Below are 15346 nucleotides of genomic sequence, written 5' to 3' on the forward strand. Positions count from 1 at the left end.
TCCAGTTTTAAGGCTTTTTGTAGTTTCTCTATTTGCTGAGAAGTTAAATGATTTTTTGCTGGCATTATTCCTTTTTTTTACTTAATTCAGCTTTCTATTATACACAATTTAAATGCTGAACAGCTTACTCCCAACGGTTCCCCATTCAAAAATACGGCATCTCTGATTTGAGACTGCGGTACTTCTAGGGTCAATCTTCTGTATTCAGTGTCATTAAATTTCTGACTTTGATAATCGTAAGAATTAGTTTTATCAATCTTTATTAAATTCCCATTTGGAGATTCGGCAATCACAAACGCATTATATTTATCTGATATAGTTGTCAGTTTTAGGTTGAGTGGATTGCCATCTTTAATATAATTTACTGATTGAAGTTGCTTAATCGAATCTGCGTCCAATTCGCCCAGAGTTTTACCATCCAGTTGGATTTTTACTATCCCTGTTGGTACTGGTACTTTACCAATTTCTAGCGTCACAGATTCACCGTTCCATGTCTTAGAAGCGTGGGCAAATTTCTTGATTTCTCTAATCGTAAAATCTATTGGCTCTGTCCCTGTCAGAGAAATTGTGGCATTCGCTGTGTAAGTTTCCCCTGGTAATAGATTAGCGATGGCCTTTGTACCGATGGGTAATTGTCCTGTTCTTGGTTCCAGTGGCGCGAACTCCTTATATCCCCCATCACCATCCTGGACAAACACTAATCTTGAGCCGTGGCGTTCATGTTCAGGCGGGTGGTGCGATGCCCTAATTTCAATTGAGCATTTCTCATCCTGATTCCAGGTTTTGCCTTTGAAGTTGTTCGCCTCATTACTCAGCGTTCCCACTCGTAAATTAGTAAATTGCATTTCCCCTAACCGGGAGACAATCTCATCACCAAACGCTGCGAACACAAAGTTGGGATTTTTTTTGTAAATAGGGTCTTTATTTTGAATTTTGAATTTTGAATTTTGAATTGATTCCAATTCATCCTGTCGTGCCGCCCCAACACTCCACGCTGCCGCCGCCGCCGAGAGTCGTTCTTGTTCTGGTATGCTTGAGTGAAATTCTTCGGCAAATTTATAAGCTTGCGAAAACATTAGTTTGGTTTGCCCTGGGGTTAATTCAGGCTTGAATTCAATCAGCTTCGCGTTCTGTGCCTTATCCCCCGATTTTAGCCCATATTCCTCAATTGATTGGCGGCTGACGATTCCCAGTGGACTGTACTTGGGTTGACTATTATCGTTAAGCTCGTTGTTGATTTGTGCGATCGCAATTAATTTTGAGGAGTGTTTATCTGTTTCCAACTTCAAGTTGATAGACTGTGCTTTCCAAATCAGGGGATGCTTGTAGCGTAAAAGATTCGTGATTTCCAGTTTCGTCCCCTGCTGTGTTTGGATGATGGCACTTGGGCCTCTCTCTGTTTCTCGCCGTCGCTCCATTGCTACTGCGGCGTTGTAGAGTTTGTCGAATTCATATTTAGCAGCGATCACACTAAATCTCTGTTGTGGGGTGAACTCGACCCCTTTAAATAAATCACCAAATTGAACTATGGGACGTGATTCCAGTTTCGATTCCTGAAAATATTTATTTGTTTGGTTAATTAATAATTCTACTGGCGAGTAACCCTCAGTTTTTATCCCTGAGTTTAAATAAGCTGTCGGGGATTTTTTATCTTTAATATAATCAACTTGACGATATAAATAACGATTATTTTCTCTAATTAAGCCCATTGCTGGTTTTTTAGAACTTTTAAATAAATCTACAGCTATCTGGTTTTGGTAACAAGCCTCCTCAATCATGCTCCTGTACATCAAGCGATTCTTGTCCATTGCCTGAGAAATAATTTCAGGAGTTCTCTGAGGATTTTGAGACAGAGCTACAACAGATTGTATGTAAGGTTTATATTCTTCCCTAATTAGCTTAGGTTGTTCATAATTCTCGGCTGCTAATAATTTTTGATAATGTTCTAATACTCGGTCTAAATATTGTGATTTCTGTTCAGGATTTCCGTAGGTTTTTAAAATTTCTATTTCCGATTCTAATGCTTCTAAAGCAGTCACTTGATTACTAATCACGCCCACGCTGATACTATCGCTCATGTGTATGGCGATTTCTTCAAATGGTGGTTGTTTCCCGTTTATATAAAATGATTGTTTCTTTTCTTTGACAGTAGGAAGATAAGCGTTGGCTGGCAGAGTCCTATACTCAGCTTCGGCTGTAAAATTAGGATACTTACTCGCAAGTGCTACCCCTATACAATCACCATCAAAATCGCGTCCTTGGCGTTGCGATTCGGTTTCTAGGGGGGCTGTTTCATCCGGTTGAAGTCTTGCTTTGATACGTTCGAGGTCTTCATCATTAACTACTATAATTCCTTCTAAACGTGTCCCGTCTGGAGCTAAACAATCATCAATAATTTTATTGGTAGATACACACAAACCATTAGAGTTAAGAAACGGAGAGCGAAAGTTTAAAACTTTCTCTCCGTCATCCAACCAAGGCACACAGATTTCTCCATTCTTCAAGTCCTTGGATGGAATGATCATCCCTCTATCAAAAGTCAGCGTCCGCCCTAAAGCGATATCTCGCCACTCGCCTTGGACAAATTTACTAAGTTCTTTCCTCACCTTCTCTGTTTCTAAAAGCTGATTATGCCCTCCAATTAAGTCAGCCTTAATCAGTTTATACATTAAGAAATCATCTTTTTCTGATTTCTCATCTAAGTCATCACTTGTTTCAAATTTTTCTTCAGCTTGATTAAGAGTAAGTAATTCTAATTGTTTAGAAAGTGAACTATCAGCAATCTGTTCGGAAATCTCTGCTTTTAAAGATGATTTCTGTTCTTCAGTAAAAGCTTTGCGCTGTTCATACTTCTGACAGTAAAGTTGTGCAACTTTTCTAGGGTCACTTTGGGATTCGGCTAATTTTTGAGCTTGGGTTTCTAATTCTTCAGCAAAATCTTTAATGCCTTGGGGAAATGATGCCAGTAATTGAGATATCGCTGTTTTACCACGCTCTGACTGTGATTTCTCGCCTAGCCAAATTTTCTGTCTGTACAGTCCTGGCTGAATCTGTGGCTTACTGGGGCCATCAGGGCGATCCTTGTCTGTACCCTTGAAACTGGAGAGGGGGAGAATTAAGTCAATTTTCGGTTTATTATTTGAATCTAAATATTCTACATTACTTAAATTATTTGGGCGTAATGTCCCTTTACCAAACCTGTATTTACTATCTTCTCCATCTTCTTCTCTCCAACCAAAACGATGCTGAATGACACGATAACTTTTGTCTTGCTGTTCTTCCCTTTTAGCTAATTTGTTATATAATTGTGTTGAAATTTGCCCATAACAGTCCCCTACTAATTTAAAGGCATCTTCCCTTTTAATTATTCCTCCATTTTCACCCGCTTTAGCTGCTTCTGAATCATCATTAACCACTAGAATATTTATGGTTTCGTTAATAGAATTCTTACAAGAGCCTAAAAATATTGAGCCGTAAGCCCCTCTATCTTTTCTATCAGGGCATAACTTATCGATTACTTCTAAACATTCTGGCGAACCATACAGTAATCTGGTTTTAGAAGACAATAAAAGAGTATAGCCATCTGGATGATTTTTTAAGTCTTCTGGTGTACTATATTCATCTAAATGTCCAAAAGAAAATTCCTTGCCAGGAAAATAAAATTCTAGTAGAGTATTATCCAGCTTTTCAGTTAAAATTGATTGAATATTCTTGCTATCTCCGTCAATATGAATCCAAGTATTCAGTCTAGTGTCGAAGTGTTTAAATTCTAAAGTCATTTATCTTCAAATATTAAAAATTTATCAATTTTGCGAGATGTTACTTATGTCAAAAATAAATATGTCTAGAACCAAACGATGGTTCAATATGCACAAAAAAGAATTTTTACCTGATGGCACAATGAGGGATGAAGTCAGGCAACAAAAAATATCTTCAGGGAGAAATCCGGCAGCTGTTGATGACTATGCTCGTAGATTAAAGGCAGAATTTGATGAATGGAAACACCTAGACGAAACACAACCAGAAGAATGGATAGAGTATACTGCCGAAGATTTCTTTACTCCTACAGAAAAACAACAGTTCAACTCTGATGGTTCTCTTAGAGCCGAATACGTTGAATCTGAACTTAGAAAGGGGACTAGTCCGGGGTGGCTAGAAGAAATGGAAAGGCGCAAGAAGATTGAGGTTGATAACTATAATCGGGTATCAGAGCGAGAAGCAGCAATAGGCATCAATTTTGGTGAGCAAGAAATGAATAGACTCCGTGCTTCGAGCCGAACATACTTACAACGCCGTCAACAAATGGAAGTGGACTTGAGAAACAACGAAGAACCCAGTAGTTTACCGTTTGACAAAGATACACCTTACTTGTAACTAGCAGGAATTGCAGGTGCGTAAACCGAAGTCCATTTTTGTTCAGACTGGCAATCATCGGGAGTGACGACAGGAGAAAATGTCTCTGGCGGATTGGTGATCAGATCAGCAATGGCATCTTCCTTTTCTTTATCCGATAACTGGGTAAGTTTTACCTGTGCTGTTGGCTTAAATTTATCTTTTTCCTCTATTTGTCCAACTAGAAATGTTCTAGCTTTGTAATATTGAGCAGTATCACTTGGTTCATCTAATCCAAAACATCCCTTTGATTCAATAAACAGATGAGATTGAAACCCACCAACATACTGGTGTGTAGGGATTAACTTATGTGCGCCAGTCGCTCCCCAAAGCAACATCAGTCGGCTTGATTGAGTATCAACACACTGATTCTTAACAGTCTTGCCAATACTTACTCTTTTCTGTACACCGCAGACATTCCATGATACTCGGTACAATGGAGGGTATTTTTGAGCGATCGCTTTAACTTTTTGAGTAAAATTATCTGCCACAGGTATAGAGTTATTTTGCTCATTTGAGCCAGCCCCAACGGTCGATTGACAGGATACAACAGCTAAAGCCAAGCTCAAAATCAGGCTCTTACGAGTGAAACTAATAGCTTGCATTGTCTTTCTAAAGTAGAAATTGCATAATCAGATAAACTAAGTAGGTCGGTGTTAAAAATTGTCGTTATGGCAAGGCAGGAGGCAGAGGGCAGAAGGCAGGAGGGAAAAGGTTTTCAAGTCGCTTTACTTTTCGTTACATAGTTCGGTTTATTTGCACCGTTCTACTTAAACAGCTTCTAGATTTTCGCTCCCAGAAATTTCACTAAACAGAGATTTGTAATTTATGTAACCCAGACAAATAGCCCGAAAAACTGCATGGGTACGATTTTGCGCTCCCAGCTTGAGGTTGAGTGAATTTGTATATCCTCGGATTGAACCAGAGGAAACGTGCAGATTGTCAGCTATTTGCTCATTTGAAAATCCAAAAGCCATCAGTTTAAGAACTTTCATCTCTATTTGAGTTAAAGATTCCCCAAACTTTTTTCCTTTCCTTAAAGAGTTGCCCTCCTCTTTGATATCTAAGATAGAGCGAGACAGCCTCGGATCTATCCAGCACTGTCCTTGATAGGACATTTTGATCGCATATAGCAAAATATCTGGCTCTGTATCACTTAGCAGGTAGGAACTCGCACCAGCATTAAAAGCCATCTTGAGTAATCCTTCATCTGAGTGCTGGCTTAAAACGACTATTTTGACATCAGGGAACTCTTGATTAATTTCAGTTATCAAGTCAATGCCACTGACATCAGGTAAGTCTATTTTGAGAATTACAAGATCGGGATGAGTGCCTCTAAGGAGTTGTAAGCCTTGTTCCCCTGAATCCGCTTCCTGCACTTCTATATTTGCGCTCTCTAGAGCTGTCTTTATTCCCAGGCGTAAAATTGGGTAGTCATCGATTATCAGTACACGCATCATAATTTTTATGCCTTCAAAAAGCAGGAATGCGGAAACAATTTGTAAGGATTCAGAATCCAGAATTCAAAATTAATATTTAGGAATCAAGACATACAAGAAAATAAAATTTCTATTTCAGAGAATCTTACAAATTGTCTACTAATTCTGGATTCTGGGTACTGACTCCTGAATTTTCACAACAATCTTGCTAAATTTTATCACCATAACCTGATTCTTGCTGCTTATAAAAAGTTAATTTATCCCGGATTTTAATATTAGTTAACTTAGCCTTTCCTGAAGGTAGTTCAAGTACATGAGTAGCAATTGGAGCAGTATATAAAGGACAAGGTTGTTTTCGGCAGGGAGTAGCATTATGTACGATTCTTGTCACTATTCCTTGGTGAATAAATATTATATCGAGGGGAAAATTTACCCTATACATCCAAAACGCCGCATCTTTATAAGGCTTTCCCAAATTAAACAACATTCCGCGATCACCCTCTAAATGAGAGCGATATTTCAATCCCTTTTCTAATTCGGTTGGCGAATTAGCCGATTCTAAATAAAAGGTGTGATTATTGCGAGTCAGTTTGTATTTAATTGGCAAATGCTGTGGGCGAGAAGCTAAAAAACTCAGAGTTAAAGTCCCAATTATTACAGATATACCCGCAATAGAACCTAGTATCCTTAAACCATTGATGGCAGCATAATCTAGTTTTTTTGAGATGAAGAACAACATAACTAACTAAAAATATTAATATTGCCGTGACTGTAAACAGAATCATCAATTGGGCTTGCTGGTAGCCCTTGTAAAGAAGCTCTGTTTCGCATCCTCTCAACTTTGTCCGCCTCTCTAATTGCCAACGGATTAATGTTTTGTCTGGCCTCTAATAAGGATGCGACAGTAATTTCTAATCGTGGGAGTGAAGAATGTTGATGAGTGTTCTTATCTCCCCCAAACATCAGACAGAAAGTTGAAGCTGCGGCTTTTTCAACAATAGCTCCGATTTCTGCGCCGACACAACGATAGGTTTCTTTTAAGAGTCTGCGCCATTGTTCTTCACTATAAGCATCCCCACCATTACGAAAACGCTCATCAAATCTTGCCAAGTGGATTTTGAATATTTCGTGTCTTTCGCCGTTATTAGGTAAATCTACTTTAAAGATGTCATCAAACCTTCCACATCTGGTCAGTTCTGGCGGCAGTAGTTCTAGATTGTTAGCCGAGGCAATAATTAAGACATTACTCGTTCGCTCTTGCATCCATGTCAATAGCATTCCTGCAAGTCTTCTGCCTAAGTCATCGTCTCCCGCAAAGCCCTTGTCAAAATCGTCCAAATAGAAGATAAGTCGGTCTATTCTATCTACCAACGCTAGTAGTTTTTTGAGCTTAAACTCGGCTTGATTTCCGTAACTGCGGAAGTTGCCCCACTCCACAATCATCATTGGTATACCCAGCAATTGAGAACAGACTTTAGCCGAGTAAGATTTTCCGGTTCCAGGTGGGCCAATCAGCAGAACACCTTTTGGAATCCGCAGATTATAGGCTTGTGCTAGTGGAGTCATTAGTTGTTTATACTTCAGGAATGACTCTTGCATCAATTCTAGCCCCCCTACTTTGATCGACGGGGACTGGAGAAATTCTACGTGATAAACCCGCTTTAATAGGTTGATTTTGTAAGCCAATAGGCATTTAGTCAATATTAACGGCTCAAACACACCAGAAGCAATTATTTGTTTAATACCATATTCGATATCTGCAATGTACAATCCTACAGCCGCGATCGCTGCTTTATCAATTTCTGAAGCATCATATTCTGGTAATAGTTTTTTTAAACAGCTTCTAATTTCTAGAATGGTTGGCAGTTGGTGAGTAATACTCGGAACAAACGCCGCAATATCTGGCAATATACTAGCGTTCGGCCCTAACAGCAGGACAGCTTTATTAGAATTAGAATTGTGCAGTTTGATGTTGATGAGTGCTGACTTAATCCACTCGCTAGTCAGAAATTCAGAATTAGTGGTTAGCCAAGAAAATATCCCTTCTAGTATAAGAATACCTTGTAAGTCCGTGAATTTCCAAAAGCGCAGGATTTCAAAATAATGTTCCTGTCGAGATTTATCTTTAATAGGTTGATACTCATTAACATTAGAAAATGTAATCTTTCCTAAACTAATTTTTAATTGATACAATTGGTCATCCTCCAGCGACCACAAATAACATTTGATATTTTGTAACTCGCATTCAACAGCAATCTGGAACAAAAGTTTTTGTCGCTCTTGCAAGGGTGATTCTAGAGATATTATTGGATGTTGTAGGTTAATTAATCTAAAAACTTGCTCAATTAAATCCTTCATGGAAAACCGTCCTTGTTATCCCATCATACTGATTCCTCAAGGTGTTAAAGTCGGCAATTTAGAGCCGATAATCTTACCTTCAAAATCAACCGAAAGCACAAAGCTAGGTGCTTCTGAGATTGAGTTTGGCTTGATACTGCGAAAGTATTTTGACCCTCAGATTTTTTCTCAACAACAGTTGCTACCTTTGAACCATAAAGCCGCTTACAGTGCCGATTTTCTGTTCGTGGAACCAAATACAAACTTGCACATTGACTTAGAGATTGATGAACCATTTACTTTTGAAACTCGTGAACCAATCCACTGTGTAGGCATGGATGACTACCGGAACCAGTGCTTTGTTCAAGCCAACTGGATTGTTCTTCGTTTTGCTGAAGAACAGGTGAAAAGTCAACCGCTACGATGTTTACGCGTACTGGCTAATATTATTTACCAGTACACATATAATGACGCTTGGCAGTTGTTATTCAAAGATGTTGAAAAACTTACTCCTTTATGGCAATGGACTACTAAAAAATCTCGTAAACTTTCAAAAGATAACTATCGCAATCGTTATCTTAATTAGGATGTGGTGTATAAGGTGTAGCGTAAGTCAAAAATACTTTCGGTTTTTACATTCCATTGATTAAGTAATTTAAAGCTCCTCCCTTTACTAGTGAAAAAATTAATCTTATTTCGCAATGATTACCCTACACCCTACACCCTTTTCATTTTCACTTCTGAATAGATTTCGGTGGTAATTGATTTAAGAGATTGGCTGATGGATTTTGAACTTTAGCCAAGAATATAATCATCCCTAAAATAGCAAAAGCCGTAATAATTACCCTTTGTACAGTTTCAAAGGTTTGCCTCTCTTTTGTTTGGCCGTAATAAATTTTGTTCCAATACTGGTCATTGTTACTATTTTGAAAGTATTCAAGTGCCTGAATCGTCCCTGTTACATCTTCTCCTCGTTGCGCTTTCTCAACCAGAAGCATTTCTAGATTCTCTACTTGGTTTACAGTCGGCTTTATAACTTTCGGTTTGTCCCACGACGCAATCGTTTGTTGCAACATACTGGTTGATACAGAAAGAAAATTATGTAAATTGTACGGACTTCTGCTGCTAATTACATCCAGCGAAACGCTATTGTTTGAGTGACATTTTGCAGCGAAATACTGCAAAATGTCATAAATCTAGTTCCATTTGTCGTGAAGTTTTGCATATTTGCGGACGGCTATCTACTCCAAACGGGTCAGTATCATCCTCAAAAAGCTCTTGGGATAAGCTTCTGCCGTCTTTGTCAAGATCGCTATTGAGAATGTGGTCTATCACATAAAGAGGCATTCCCTTTTGTAGAGAATAGCTCAAGAGATTTTTTACAAACTCTGGTGTGGCCTCATTATGCTTGAGTACTTCTATCAAGCAATTACCTTGTTTCACGGTTGTTTGTGGAAGATTATTAATCCCGGCATCTTGACAAACCGCTCCAAAAATTTGCACTATGCGCTCATCAAAGTGCTGTTGGTTGGCGAATTGTGCCAGTTTTTCAGTTTTATTCATGAGGGTGAAGATGAAGAAGGAGAATCAACCAGCATCGGTAAAAAGTTTTTCCAGCGATCTGGGTGGCAACGTTGAACTGTGTTAACTGGTTTAGCTGGTTGGGGGATTAAAGGTTGCTGGCGGTGATACCTGAAATTCATATCCAACATATTGATGTAATTGATATGTGAACCCCAAACATCAGCTAACCTATTACCTAATTTATGAATATCTAGAGTAGCAGGTATATCTACTCCACCGTTCCAAACAATAAGTATTGTTTCTTTTTCAAAAAACTGGGTCAATTCAGGGCGAACAAATTCTCCTGTACCGCCACACAGAAGAACTTCATCTACAGATGCAATAGTTCTTATCCATCTAAGTAATGCGCGGCAATACTCCCGACGCACAAGTTTTAAGGCCTTTTGAAACAAAGTTAAGTCAGACTCTATATCAGAAGATTTGGTTTTGCGTGATAATGACCGCAATGCTTCAACATTTCCTAGATTTGCTTTTACTAAAGCTAATGGTATACATAAATCATTTTTAGATAGCCCTACAGATGCCTGTTCCACAAATCTTTCCACCAACCAATTCATTCCCAAATCTGTGGATTCAGCTTTAATTTGGTTTTTGCCTTTAACTATAGTAAAGCTGGCATTGCGATAACCCAACATCAGCATTCCTATTGTTCTTGTAGAATAAGCTTCTCCCAAAGTGCGTCGGCGGGCTGCTAAAACACCAGACCCTTCTATTGAAACTACGAAATTGCACGGTTTGAGCTTTAATCTACCTGTTGGTGTGTTAATTCCCGCTTTTAGTGCTGCTGACAACTGTTTGCCTAAATTTTTACCATCTCTGTATTCATTGGAAGGCAGTAACAAATGTAGAAAAACATCAGCTTCTTCCAAACCCAATTTTTGGCAAGCGAACCAAAGTAACCCTGCCAGCTTAGGTACAGCATATTGATATTTTAAGTCTCGGATTGCTGATGTCCCGGCAAATTTATTTTTAGCCAAACTACCCAAGGCATAGTATTCGGAGCCTATACCTACCCATGTGGCATCACTAGTTAGAGGGTCAACGTCTAGCCCAACAACAGATTCTCTTTCCACATCTGCCACTTCTGGAGTCATAGTAATGACCTGCGGCGTGGCATCTGGATAGATTTGGGCCACTATCTTAATCAAACTCGCTCCCAAATCACAAGTTAAAACGAGCTTTGTGGCATCAGAGTTATCTTTGTCAATCATGAATCAACTCCTACAATTGCTTCATTAACGTCCATCATTTCTTCTGACAACTGTATATCCATATTCCAGATGTCTTCATCTTCTTGTTCCTGCTGCTGTGGCAGGGGCGAAACTAGTTGTTTAATTTCTGGAATTGCTTCTGTAAAAGAAGGTACTGATGTAATTGTATTCAACCCAGCCATTCTTTGAATCGAAGCCAACTTTTTTGAGAGATTTTCAATAGCTTCCCGGCAAGCCTGACGAAATTCTTCATCACTGACTTTACCCTCTAATGCTTCAACCAGATAGTAAGCACTAAGGGCTTCCAATATCAATTCAGGGCTATTTCTTTTTGATGGATGATTCAACAGATAATCAATTACTTTACCATCCCAACTATCTAATACTCTTTTTACTTTTGGTAACTCAACACTTTTTGCTTGTTGTCTCATAAATTTTCAGCTAAGTATAGCTGTCCGAAAGTTTACATTTATTGTACTTGGATTTTTTGGCGGTAAAAGAGGGTCTAGTGGCGGTAAAAATGGGTCTAGTGGCGACTAGAAATCCAACCTCCGTCGAAAATGAAGAGAAAAAAGAGGGTCTAGTGGCGGTAAAAATGGGTCTAGTGGCGACTAGAAAATCGCTCAAAAATCGGGTTTTCGGGTAGTTTAGGATAAAGGTGTACTCACTTTACTTTCGCGCCCTTCGGGGTGGCTTCGCCATTCCTCGCTTCGCTCGGAACGCAAAAGTAGTTCGCCCTGCCGGGAGCGCGGAAGTTGTTCAAAGACACTCGTTGCAGCGAGAATAAATCAATGGTAGCGTTAGCAATACTACGAGTCGAGAAATTAAAATCATTCGGGAATATTGGGGGAAGTGAAAAACATACTGCCCGACTTCAGGATACTCCCAATGCAGATCCAACAAAACAAAATATTCGATTGATTGGATCAAAAGATGAGAGATCGCTCGAATCAGTCGTCAAAGAACTGATAAAATCAAAGACAAACTACCAGCCCAGAAAAGACGCAGTGCTGTGCAGTGAAATATTTTTGAGTGCAAGTCCAGAATACTTTCGACCCGATGACCCATCAATGGCGGGTACTTGGGACAATCAGAAGATGGAGGATTTTACGAATGCTTCCCAAAAATGGCTGTTAGAAAAATATGGAAATAAGTGTGTCAGAGCCGAATTGCACTTGGATGAATCGACCCCACACATTCATGCCTATATCGTGCCACTCAACGAAAAAACCAAACGACTTAGTTATAAGGAAATGTTTGGCGGTTCTGTGGCACAGGGACGACTGAAAATGTCACAACTTCAAGATAGTTATGCGCTTGCACTTGCTCCTTTAGGCATTCAACGGGGAGTTAAAGGCTCAAAAGCTAAACATATCCAGATTCAAGAATATTATCAGGCGGTCAATTCTCAACCCCTGAGTTTGGAGTTAGAACGATTTGCACCTTTACCAGGAGAAACAGCCCATGAGTTGCTTGAGCGCATTAAGAAAGACCGACGCATCCAACAATTAGATCACCAATTAGCTGACCGTCGCCGAATTACCCAGTTGGAAAAACGGGCTTCTTTATCATCAATAGCCTCAGAGAAACTTCGACAGAATTTAGAAACACGCGTAGTTCAACTAGAACAGGAGAATTTAGAATGGCGACAAAAAGCTGATTTAATGCGCGACTTACCTTTGGCTGATGTGGCTTGGGCGTTAGGTTTAGATTGTATTGATGGGCGATGGAAGGGCTATGGACACATCATTAGTATAGATGAGTCGAAGTTCTATGATTTTTCACCTGATCAGCAGAAGGGTGGCGGCGGTGCGATTGATTTGGTCATGCACGTACAGAGGTGCAATTTCACAAGGGCGATCGCGTGGTTATATGAATCATCTGGCAAAACCGGAGTCCAAAAAGCAGCGATCGCGCACTCACTAAATCTGACAAATGAGATTATTCACTCTCAACCCTGCCCTAAATTCCAGCAACCAGTTGAGGATAAAGCCCACTGGTCAGAAGTTGCTCAATATTTAACGACTAAACGGGGTATCCCACCAAATCTTGTACAAGCTCTTTATTTACGGGGCTTAGTTTATGCTGATGCTCATCAAAATGCTGTATTTGTCATGCGAAATTTCAATGACCAAACTAATGGTGCGTTTTTGAGAGGGACGAAGGGGGAGAATAACACTTTCAAGGGCTACCACAAAGGTACAAAGCGCAGTGATAGCTGGTTTTACTTTTACTTAGGAGGACAAGCTCAAGGTAAGGTAGAAAGAGCAGTATTGTGTAAATCTCCGATTGAGGCATTATCATTCGCCACGCTCGAATTGAAAGCCTATAAAGAAATACCGCCACAAAGAACAATGTATTTAGCAGTAGATAATCCCAAAAGTCTACCAGTAGATTTTCTTTCAAGAGTTCCGGTAGTAGAAATGGCATTTGATAATAATGTTTGGGGGCATGAAACTGCCCTGACTATTCAGAAGCTGTTGAAGGACGCAACTACTCTCAGAACTAAAGCCAAAGGTAAAGATTGGAATGAACAACTTGTCCAAAAACTTTCGTCACAGCAGGATATTGAAATCTAAATTAGCTGTTCTTTATCCTGACTGGGATTAAGTAAATTAGATAGAATACGTTCATCAATAGGTTGCCATCAGATGGGCAAAAGAAGAATGACAGACAACACCAATAATCTAACCCCTACTAAAAGCCGTAGATTAGTAATTGTGACTGGAGATAAGGGCGGTGTAGGAAAGTCCACATTTTCTAGAGCTATGATCCAAACTTACCTCGACAACAATCAAAACTTCGCCGCGTTTGATGCTGATATGTCCAACCCACAAATCAAACGATTCTACGAAGCTGAATGTACTGTTATGCCTTTAGATATTTTTAGAAGAGGAGAAGCTGATATTTCTTTGTTGGATGAACTCAAAGGCTTTATTTACCTAGCAGAGGAAGATGAGAACAAGTCCCTCAAAAAGGATTTAATTGAATCACCTGACTACAATGTAATTGACTCACTACAAAAAGATGAACCTCTACGTCCTGATGCTAAGTCTTTATTTTTGCTAGAATTGCCACCTCAGTCAATTCAGTTTTTTCGCTCTTTTGAAGAAGAGATGGGCTTCTTTAAAATGGTAGGTAAGAAGCTGGATATGAGAGTCACGATGGCTACTGTAATTAATCGCACGAAGGACTCGGTTAACCAATTTATTCATTTGCGCGATTTTTGTGGGGATAAGGTAGATTACGTTGTCGTCAAGAATTTATTTTTTGGAGAAAAGGATAGGTTTGAAAGATATGACAATTGCCCATTAGTTAAAGAACTCAAAAACCTTAACAAATCAATTCCAGAAATTTATATGCCAGATTTGATTGCACACGCTTATGATTATCTGGATGAGAATAATCTCTCCTTTTCTAAGGGTATAGAACAGAGTAAGAAACTGTCTGTTCAAGGTCGAGTTGAGAAATGGATGGAGAACTTTAAAAAATCTATTGAGCCAGCTAAACACTTACTAGGACTAGCTGATGTCAACTTACAGTCCGAATCCTAAACGCCTGATTATGACTGTAGGCGATTCTCGTGTGGGCAAGTCTACAGTCATGCGCTTGCTGATTGACTTATTTTGCTCTCTGGGATATCGATTGAGAGCTTACGATCACGATAACCGTAAAAGGCTCGAACCATATAAATGTCTTGTTGGGGTTGAAAGTATCAATTTTGATGAAGGTACTGATTGGGTCATTGAAGAACTCCGCAATGGCTATGATACTCTAGCTGTTGATATGCCAGGACAACACATAGAAGGCATTTGCAACTATATCGATCAAGTAAAGTTGTTTAAAATCTTGGGCAAGGTTGGCTGGCGACTCACTTTTGTACAACCCATTTCACACCGATTAGATTGTGTTGAATATTTGTCCCAGCTTCTGGCCTTTGCCGGAAATCAGGCTGATTATGTAGTCGTCAAAAACCAACACTTTGATCTCATGTTCAAACTTTATCAAACTTCAGGCTATCCCAAGCTTAAAGATGTGGGTGGATGTGATATTGCTTTGTCCGGCTTGAACAAGTACAGCTATGAGGCTATCGAAAGCATTGGCTTACCTTATTCACAAGTCAGGAATAACATTAAGATTTTTTCTGTCTACAGAGCATACACTTACAGGTGGCTGAACAGTTTCTATCAATCTATTAAGTCTAATTCTTTAGCCTCCGAATACTTGGGGCTGCTACAGATACGCCAACAGCAGGAGTCTGTACATGACGATTTTTGAATTCAAAATTCACGCATTCAAAATTCAAAATTCACGTAGGAAGAATCAGAATTTTTTTGAATTTAAAAATCTTGGAAGCTCCTACTAATGGTTTTTAATTTTGAA

14 protein-coding genes are annotated in these 15346 nt (G+C 39.3%); 5 read left to right on the forward strand and 9 right to left on the reverse strand.

Annotation, left to right across the window (positions count from 1 at the left end; genetic code table 11):
• Positions 1-86 precede the first annotated feature (86 nt).
• On the reverse strand, positions 87-3779 hold the full coding sequence (locus H6G75_RS29005) for a hypothetical protein (RefSeq protein WP_190983363.1): 3693 nt from the start codon (positions 3777-3779) through the stop codon (positions 87-89).
• A 61-nt stretch (positions 3780-3840) separates the two neighbouring features.
• Here H6G75_RS29005 and H6G75_RS29010 point away from each other — a divergent pair, with 61 nt between their 5' ends.
• Complete coding sequence (locus H6G75_RS29010; protein ID WP_190983365.1) at positions 3841-4374, forward strand: hypothetical protein; 534 nt, start codon at positions 3841-3843, stop codon at positions 4372-4374.
• Here H6G75_RS29010 and H6G75_RS29015 read toward each other — a convergent pair.
• From H6G75_RS29015 to H6G75_RS29030, 4 genes are all read right to left on the reverse strand, one after another.
• Complete coding sequence (locus tag H6G75_RS29015; RefSeq protein WP_190983367.1) at positions 4365-4997, reverse strand: hypothetical protein; 633 nt, start codon at positions 4995-4997, stop codon at positions 4365-4367. The two genes, H6G75_RS29010 and H6G75_RS29015, sit on opposite strands and share 10 nt — an antisense overlap.
• 165 nt (positions 4998-5162) lie before the next feature.
• Positions 5163-5852 (reverse strand): response regulator transcription factor, encoded by a 690-nt coding sequence (locus tag H6G75_RS29020; protein ID WP_190983369.1) that lies wholly within the window; start codon positions 5850-5852, stop codon positions 5163-5165.
• Positions 5853-6039: 187 nt separating this feature from the next.
• Complete coding sequence (locus tag H6G75_RS29025; protein WP_190983370.1) at positions 6040-6570, reverse strand: DUF192 domain-containing protein; 531 nt, start codon at positions 6568-6570, stop codon at positions 6040-6042.
• 2 nt (positions 6571-6572) lie between these two features.
• Positions 6573-8189 carry an ATP-binding protein gene (locus H6G75_RS29030; RefSeq protein ID WP_190983372.1) on the reverse strand — a complete coding sequence of 539 codons (1617 nt, stop codon included), beginning with the start codon at positions 8187-8189 and terminating at the stop codon, positions 6573-6575.
• Between H6G75_RS29030 and H6G75_RS29035 the strand changes: the two genes are divergently transcribed.
• Positions 8188-8754 carry a hypothetical protein gene (locus H6G75_RS29035; protein ID WP_190983374.1) on the forward strand — a complete coding sequence of 189 codons (567 nt, stop codon included), beginning with the start codon at positions 8188-8190 and terminating at the stop codon, positions 8752-8754. The genes H6G75_RS29030 and H6G75_RS29035 overlap by 2 nt on opposite strands.
• 148 nt (positions 8755-8902) lie before the next feature.
• On the opposite strand, the gene H6G75_RS29040 is transcribed toward H6G75_RS29035, so the two are convergent.
• The 4 genes from H6G75_RS29040 to H6G75_RS29055 all read right to left on the reverse strand — a co-directional run bounded on the left by H6G75_RS29040 (position 8903) and on the right by H6G75_RS29055 (position 11394).
• Positions 8903-9244, reverse strand: coding sequence for a hypothetical protein (locus H6G75_RS29040; protein ID WP_190983376.1), 342 nt, complete (start codon positions 9242-9244; stop codon positions 8903-8905).
• A 112-nt stretch (positions 9245-9356) separates the two neighbouring features.
• On the reverse strand, positions 9357-9731 hold the full coding sequence (locus tag H6G75_RS29045; protein ID WP_190983377.1) for a hypothetical protein: 375 nt from the start codon (positions 9729-9731) through the stop codon (positions 9357-9359).
• Positions 9728-10963: a ParM/StbA family protein gene (locus H6G75_RS29050; protein ID WP_190983380.1), complete on the reverse strand. Its 1236-nt coding sequence runs from the start codon at positions 10961-10963 to the stop codon at positions 9728-9730. Before H6G75_RS29050 ends, H6G75_RS29045 begins: the two co-directional genes overlap by 4 nt.
• Positions 10960-11394: a hypothetical protein gene (locus H6G75_RS29055; RefSeq protein ID WP_190983381.1), complete on the reverse strand. Its 435-nt coding sequence runs from the start codon at positions 11392-11394 to the stop codon at positions 10960-10962. Before H6G75_RS29055 ends, H6G75_RS29050 begins: the two co-directional genes overlap by 4 nt.
• Positions 11395-11754: 360 nt before the next feature.
• On the opposite strand from H6G75_RS29055, the gene mobV reads away from it, so the two are divergent.
• The 3 genes from mobV to H6G75_RS29070 all read left to right on the forward strand — a co-directional run bounded on the left by mobV (position 11755) and on the right by H6G75_RS29070 (position 15241).
• On the forward strand, positions 11755-13542 hold the full coding sequence (gene mobV / locus H6G75_RS29060) for a MobV family relaxase (protein WP_190983382.1): 1788 nt from the start codon (positions 11755-11757) through the stop codon (positions 13540-13542).
• Positions 13543-13629: 87 nt separating this feature from the next.
• On the forward strand, positions 13630-14517 hold the full coding sequence (locus tag H6G75_RS29065; RefSeq protein ID WP_190983383.1) for a chromosome partitioning protein ParA: 888 nt from the start codon (positions 13630-13632) through the stop codon (positions 14515-14517).
• The gene (locus tag H6G75_RS29070; protein WP_190983384.1) at positions 14492-15241 is read left to right on the forward strand and encodes a hypothetical protein; all 750 of its coding nucleotides are present in this window, start codon (positions 14492-14494) and stop codon (positions 15239-15241) included. The genes H6G75_RS29065 and H6G75_RS29070 overlap by 26 nt, the downstream gene beginning before the upstream one ends.
• The last annotated feature ends 105 nt before the right edge of the window (positions 15242-15346 follow it).

It is taken from the genome of Nostoc sp. FACHB-280, assembly GCF_014697615.1.
In the GTDB taxonomy this organism is placed as follows: Bacteria; Cyanobacteriota; Cyanobacteriia; order Cyanobacteriales; family Nostocaceae; genus Nostoc_B.